Source organism: Kitasatospora sp. NPDC034023, from assembly GCF_055575795.1.
Genome location: NZ_JBVIRY010000092.1, coordinates 1 through 5,521, shown reverse-complemented (window position 1 = coordinate 5,521; position 5,521 = coordinate 1). Strand labels below are relative to the sequence as shown.

General features: G+C 70.0%; 7 protein-coding genes and 1 pseudogene. 5 read left to right on the top strand and 3 right to left on the bottom strand.

Going from position 1 to position 5,521, the window contains the following annotated elements; genetic code table 11:
• Positions 1-240: 240 nt before the first annotated feature.
• Positions 241-1,158: an IS5 family transposase gene (locus ACZ52R_RS43265; protein ID WP_465755559.1), complete on the top strand. Its 918-nt coding sequence runs from the start codon at positions 241-243 to the stop codon at positions 1,156-1,158.
• Here the strand turns inward: ACZ52R_RS43265 and ACZ52R_RS43260 are convergent.
• The 3 genes from ACZ52R_RS43260 to ACZ52R_RS43250 form a co-directional block, all read right to left on the bottom strand.
• A complete protein-coding gene (locus ACZ52R_RS43260) occupies positions 1,115-1,660 on the bottom strand; it encodes a hypothetical protein (RefSeq protein WP_465755558.1) in 546 nt (181 codons plus the stop codon). The genes ACZ52R_RS43265 and ACZ52R_RS43260 overlap by 44 nt on opposite strands.
• 182 nt (positions 1,661-1,842) lie before the next feature.
• Complete coding sequence (locus tag ACZ52R_RS43255) at positions 1,843-2,619, bottom strand: hypothetical protein (RefSeq protein ID WP_465755557.1); 777 nt, start codon at positions 2,617-2,619, stop codon at positions 1,843-1,845.
• A 25-nt stretch (positions 2,620-2,644) separates the two neighbouring features.
• Positions 2,645-3,763: an outer membrane protein assembly factor BamB family protein gene (locus ACZ52R_RS43250; RefSeq protein WP_465755556.1), complete on the bottom strand. Its 1,119-nt coding sequence runs from the start codon at positions 3,761-3,763 to the stop codon at positions 2,645-2,647.
• Between the two features lie 75 nt (positions 3,764-3,838).
• Between ACZ52R_RS43250 and ACZ52R_RS43245 the strand changes: the two genes are divergently transcribed.
• The 4 genes and pseudogenes from ACZ52R_RS43245 to ACZ52R_RS43230 all read left to right on the top strand — a co-directional run bounded on the left by ACZ52R_RS43245 (position 3,839) and on the right by ACZ52R_RS43230 (position 5,059).
• Positions 3,839-4,135: a transposase gene (locus ACZ52R_RS43245; protein ID WP_465755555.1), complete on the top strand. Its 297-nt coding sequence runs from the start codon at positions 3,839-3,841 to the stop codon at positions 4,133-4,135.
• Between the two features lie 29 nt (positions 4,136-4,164).
• Positions 4,165-4,404 (top strand): hypothetical protein, encoded by a 240-nt coding sequence (locus ACZ52R_RS43240; protein WP_465755554.1) that lies wholly within the window; start codon positions 4,165-4,167, stop codon positions 4,402-4,404.
• Positions 4,401-4,649 (top strand): annotated as a pseudogene (locus ACZ52R_RS43235) (DDE-type integrase/transposase/recombinase); the annotation flags it as partial. The gene ACZ52R_RS43240 and the pseudogene ACZ52R_RS43235, both read left to right, overlap by 4 nt.
• Positions 4,650-4,723: 74 nt before the next feature.
• A complete protein-coding gene (locus tag ACZ52R_RS43230) occupies positions 4,724-5,059 on the top strand; it encodes an integrase core domain-containing protein (RefSeq protein ID WP_465755553.1) in 336 nt (111 codons plus the stop codon).
• Positions 5,060-5,521: the final 462 nt, after the last annotated feature.

Below are 5,521 nucleotides of genomic sequence, written 5' to 3'. Positions count from 1 at the left end.
CCTCGCCAGTCTCACGGGCCTCGTACAACCGCAAGACTGACGCACCACCACGATCCCAGGCAGCCGAACACCAAGATCACCGACAGAGTCAAGCTTAGTGGCTGTTGTCGTTCCGATCTTGAGGAGTGTTGGTCGAACGGGAGTCTCGATCGGGTGACTGTGGCGATAGCCGTGCATGAAAGCAGGGCCTCTTGGTAGCTCGAAGGGTGTCTACGCCAACAAGCTGGCCAGGAGGCCCTGTTGTCGCAGTTGTACGGCATCGTGGGAGCGGAGTCCATCGCGGTCACCCTCGCGTGTGACTGCCTGGCTCACCAGTTCGGGAACGCGGCCGACCACGGGGTGCGCGAGCCCCGCTATCCGACGGACATGTCGGACGCCGAGTGGGCGGCGGTGAGGCCGCTGCTGCCGGTGCCGGGATGGCTGCAAGGGCGGGGCGGGCAGCCGGAGGCGTACTGCCACCGGACGATGCTGGACGCCATCCACTACCTGGTCGACAACGGCACGAAGTGGCGGGCCGTGCCGGCCGACTTCCCGCCGTGGGACCGGGTCTACGCGTTCTTCCGCCGCTGGCGCGACCTGGGTCTGGTCCGGGAGTTCCACGACCGACTGCGCGGCAAGGTCCGCGAGAAGGCCGGGCGGGATCCGGAGCCGAGCGCGGGCGTGATCGACTCCCAGTCGGTCAAGGCGGACGCCGTCGTCGGCTCCGACAGCCGCGGCTTCGACGGCGGCAAGCTGATCAACGGCCGTAAGCGGCACGTCGTCGTCGACACCCTCGGCCTGCTGCTGGCGGTGATGGTCACCGCCGCGGACACCGGTGACCGCGCCGCCGCCCAGGTCCTGCTCGCCCAGGTGGCGGCCGCGCACCACCTGCTGGCCCTGGTCTGGGCCGACGGCGGCTACACCGGCAGCCTCGTCGAGTACTGCCTCACAGCCCTCGCCCTGGTCCTCGCCATCGTCAAACGCAGCGACGACATGCGCGGCTTCGTCGTGCTGCCCAAGCGATGGATCGTGGAACGCTTCTTCGCGCACCTGATGCAAAGTCGTCGCCTGGTACGCGACTTCGAGCGATCCACCAGCAGCTCCGAGGCGGTGATCTACTGGTCCATGACCCTGCTCATGACCCGCCGCCTTGCCCGGCCACGCCCTTCGCGAGCGTGAACCGACCCGGCGCCGACTCGACCAGCCAACCCCGGGCCACCAGCCGCTTCGCCTTCGACCGCAACGCCTCCACCTTCGCCGGCACCACATCCAGGCCGAAGCCGACAGCCAACTCCTGGCATGCCAACGGACCTTGACCGAGCCGATCGCGGTCTGCCAGGACTCGCACGACCCGCTGATAGTCCACCGACAGCGCCGACCAGGCCAGCCCCGCGCGCCACATCGGCACCACCGACTTCGGCTTCGCCGCGTCCGGGGCCTCGGGCCGCACCGCCGGTTCACCCGGATCCCGCAGGTCCTCCGAGGAGCCGGGGCCGGCGGCACCGCCGTCGGTCGGGGCCAGCACCTCGCCGACCCGCGAGCGGGCGATGACCCACTCGTTCCACTCCCGCTCGGCCACGGCCAGCTCGGCCTGGATACGGTCGGCCTCCTCCCGCAGCCCGTCCACACGACGGCGAGCGGTCAGCTCACGCTGTTCCAGCAGCCCCACGACCGACGGCATCCTTGACCTCTACCAGAGCGACGACACGACACGTCACCACTCCCCGAGACCACCGACCCCATGCCTGAACAGCGGAAACGCAGCCCTCAAGCCCGGAAAGACAACAGCCACTGAGGTTCGACGTCGCGGTGCTGGGCCGAGGTGAGCCGCGAGCCGCACCGTGTGTTGGTGGCGTTGTGGCTTCACGAGGCGGCGAGCGTGGCCAGTGCGTCCTGGGCGCAGGCGGTGGCGGCGGCTTCGGCGTCGGCGGGCGGGATGTCCTTGAGGGTGTACCCGGAGAGGGTGTGTGCTTCATAGCGCATGGTGATGAGCGCGTTGCGCTGGAGCACCACGAGGTCGACATGGCCGAACCCACTCGCGGTCGTGTAGAAGAGGGTCGCCTTCTCCCCGAGGCCGGGAACGGCCCGGTCGTCCGTCGTCTTCATGCCCGCGGTGGCCGCCATCGTCCGGTCGCTGGACAGTGTTTGCTGGTAGGTGCGGTCGGCGAACGGGGACAGCATGACAATGACCAGCATCTCGGTCAGGCCGGGCTCCCTGCTTGACCAGCTCCCGTTCGCCAACGTTGTGCCCCCGACCGGCTTGTGCTCGGTGCAGGCGGCTCCCTTGGCGTAGCGGTCGACCGTCTCGGGGCGCAGGAGCGCGCAGCCCGCGACCAAGGTGGTGTAGGGCGCGGTGGTGGGGCTCGCCGGGCCGGAGGACGCGGGCGTGGCGGTCGGCGCGGGCGCGGCGGTCGTCGCCGGGGTGACGAGGTTGGCCACCAGGCCCAGGACGAGCGCTGCGGTGCCCGCACCGGCGGTGATGCCTGCGAGCAGCCAGGTCCACCGCCGGGCGGGCCCGGCCGGGCGCAGGTCCGCCGGGTCGGGGAGGGTGGCGGGAGTGGCCTGTGCCGGCAGGGGGCGTGTGCTCGGGAGGGTCGGCAGCGGCTGTGTCGCGGGTGGGGTGTCCTCGATCTCGGCCATCCGGTGATGAACCTTTCGGAGGCTGTCAGCGGGCTGACAGGTGATAGGCGGTCAGGGTGGTTCCGTAGCGGAGCAGGAGGGCCGAGTCCTGGAGGAGGGTTTGCGGGGCCCCTGGCTGCCGGGCGAACGTCTGGTGCCACTGCGGGGTGCCGGTGGCGCTGGTGAGTGACTGCAGGGTGATTCCGCCGGCGGCGGTCGGCGTGGTGACGAGGACCGCCCCTCCAGAGGCGCCTTGTACGGTGGCGGCACCCTGCGCTGACGGCCAGGTCCACGCGGTGCGCCCGGTGTGCAGGTCGACGCCGGACGCGCCCTGCGGGCCGCCGGTCACGACTACGGTCCCGTCGTCCGCGCACCCGGTGACGGCGCCGGTGTGCGAGCCGGTCCACAGCCGGGTGCCCGCGGTGTCGAACGCCGCTGTCACGGTCTGGGCGTCGTCGGCCGTCACCGCGGCGACGGGCAGGCAGGTGACCACTCCTTGGCGGAGCGAGAGCGAACCTTGGTAGGCGCCGGCGTACATGGTCGCGGAGGCCGGCGGAAGACCGGTGGGCCGGTTCCAGAGGGTGGTTCCGTCCTGGCCGTCCACGGCGGCGAGGGCGAGATCCGGGGCCAGGGCGTACAGTCGGTTCCCGCTCGGCGGCGCGTACAGGTCCTGGGCGTCGAGCCTCCAGCGTTGGCGTCCGGTCGCACCGTCGAGCGCCACGAAGCGGAAGGCGCCCTTGATGGCCCGGGCCGGGTCTCCGAGGAGCAGGACGATCAGCAGCCCCGCCGAGGGCATGCCCTGGAGGCGGTAGGAGGTGCCCAGTGCCGTACTGCTCCACAGTCGGCGTCCTCCGGCTGCGTCGTAGCCGTGCAGTGCTCCGTCCGCTCCGGTGACCAGCAGCAGATCTGGCAGCGGCAGGGCGAGGGCCTGTGTTCCGGGGACCGTGTCGGACGAACGCCAGAGCGTGGCACCGCTGTGTGCGTCGCGTGCGAGCACCGAGCCGTCCGGGTCCACGGACCACACCCGCCCGCTGTCGCCGACCGGGAGGGTTCCGGTCTCCGTGGTGCTGTTCCACAGCACCCGTCCGTCGGAACGGTTGTAGCCGATGGTCCCGGTGCGGTCCGCGCACACCACCGCCGCCGGGCCGCAGCTCACCGGTGTCATTCCGGCCCGGGGAAGTGTCACCGTGGCCTTCCCCTCGTAGCGTAGAGGCCGTGACTGAAGGGGAAGTTGGGAGTCATGGCGGAGAAGAGGCGGAAGTTCGACGCGGAGTTCCATGAGGGGGCTGTGCGGATCGTCGCCGAGACCGGGAAGCCGGCGGCGGAGGTCGCGCGGGAGCTGGGGATCAACGAGACCACCCTGGCCACCTGGGTCTCGCGGGCGCGGAAGGCCGGCGGTGACGGCACGCTGGGCGAGTCCGAACGCGAGGAGCTGGCCAGGCTACGGCGGCAGTCCGCCGAACAAGCCAAGCGCGTACGGGAGTTGGAGATGGAGCGCGATGTCCTCAAACGCTGCATGGTCCTGTGGGTGAAGTAGCTGTGGCGGACCCGACTGCACTCGTCGGGGTGATCAGCGACCAGAGGACCGAGCACGACATCCCGCACACCGTCTCCTGCCGCGCGCTCGGGGTGTCCGAGGCGTGGTTCTACAAGTGGCGCCGCCGACCGGACGAGCCGACGGACCGCGAGGTCAGGCGCGCACGGCTGGAGGAGCGCATCACCTACTTCTTCCGCCGATCGGGCGACACCTACGGCTCCCGAGGATCACGCTCGACCTGTGGGCCGAAGGCTGGAAGGTCTCGGTGAACACGGTCGCCGAGATCATGGCCGAGCTCGGGCTGCAGGGCCGCAAGCCGCCGCGCCGCCGCCGCTCGCTGACCCGGCAGGGCAAGCGCAGAGCCGCCCGCGACCTGGTCGGCCGGCATTTCGACGCAGTCGCTCCGAACGTGCTCTGGGTAGGCGATATAACCGAAGTCGAGACCGGGGAAGGGAAGTTGTACCTAGCGACGGTCATCGATCTGTTCTCGCGCCGGCTGCTGGGTTACGCGACGGGCGCCCACCACGATGCCGGCCTGGTCGCCGCCTCACTGAAGATGGCCGCCGCCACGCTCACTACAACAGCCCGGTGTTGCAACGACCGGTTGAACTCGCCGAGTACACCTCTGCTGCCTACAACGAGCTGTGCGACCGGCTGGGTGTGGTGCAGTCCATGGGACGCGTGGGCTCGGCCCTGGACAACGCCGCCGCGGAAAGCTTCAACTCGCTGATCAAGGTCGAGTACATCCATCGGCACAAGTTCGCCACCCAGACCGAGGCCCGGCTGAAGAGCGCGACCTGGATCGCCGACTTCTACAACACGCGCCGTAGGCATAGCGCGGCCGGCGGACTGCCGCCGGTGGAGTTCGAACGGATCATCAGCGAAGCTCGCGCCAGCCACCACCAGGAGGACCTGGCCGCATAAGGAAGGTCTCTACGAAACCAGGGGATTGACAAGCCTCCCCCAGTGTGTCGCCGCCATCACAGACAGGCAGAGTGACACGTACAACTCATCCGGCGATTCCCTTCCCCATTATTGGAGGATCCCATCAGCCGACCGGGCAGACTGGAGGCGCCCAACGCGCAGCTCGACAGGCCGGATGAGAGCTGCGCACGTTTGAAAGAGCCAAGGGTGGCGAACCCCTCCAGCGGACTCGCCACGACAAGACCAGCTGCGGCGGCGCCGTCCCACTGCGCCCCGCCCGCCAGCTGGTTACTCTGCCCCACTCTGAGGCGTCGTCGGCCCGGCCCGGTCCCCGACCAGCCAGGTCCGACTCGCGACGGCCTAGGGGCAATACCGGTGATTTAGGTCGATTTCCGGCGGGTTGGGCTGGCTTTCGTGGGCCCGACCAGCCGGATCGCGGGGGCCTGGGGCGAGGACGGGCCG

What these genes read in the sequence shown, in the direction of transcription:
- ACZ52R_RS43260 (WP_465755558.1), bottom strand. Translation starts at nt 1,660, where the DNA reads ATGCCGTCGGTCGTGGGGCTGCTGGAACAGCGTGAGCTGACCGCTCGC.
- ACZ52R_RS43255 (WP_465755557.1), bottom strand. Translation starts at nt 2,619, where the DNA reads ATGGCCGAGATCGAGGACACCCCACCCGCGACACAGCCGCTGCCGACC.
- ACZ52R_RS43250 (WP_465755556.1), bottom strand. Translation starts at nt 3,763, where the DNA reads ATGACACCGGTGAGCTGCGGCCCGGCGGCGGTGGTGTGCGCGGACCGC.
- ACZ52R_RS43245 (WP_465755555.1), top strand. Translation starts at nt 3,839, where the DNA reads ATGGCGGAGAAGAGGCGGAAGTTCGACGCGGAGTTCCATGAGGGGGCT.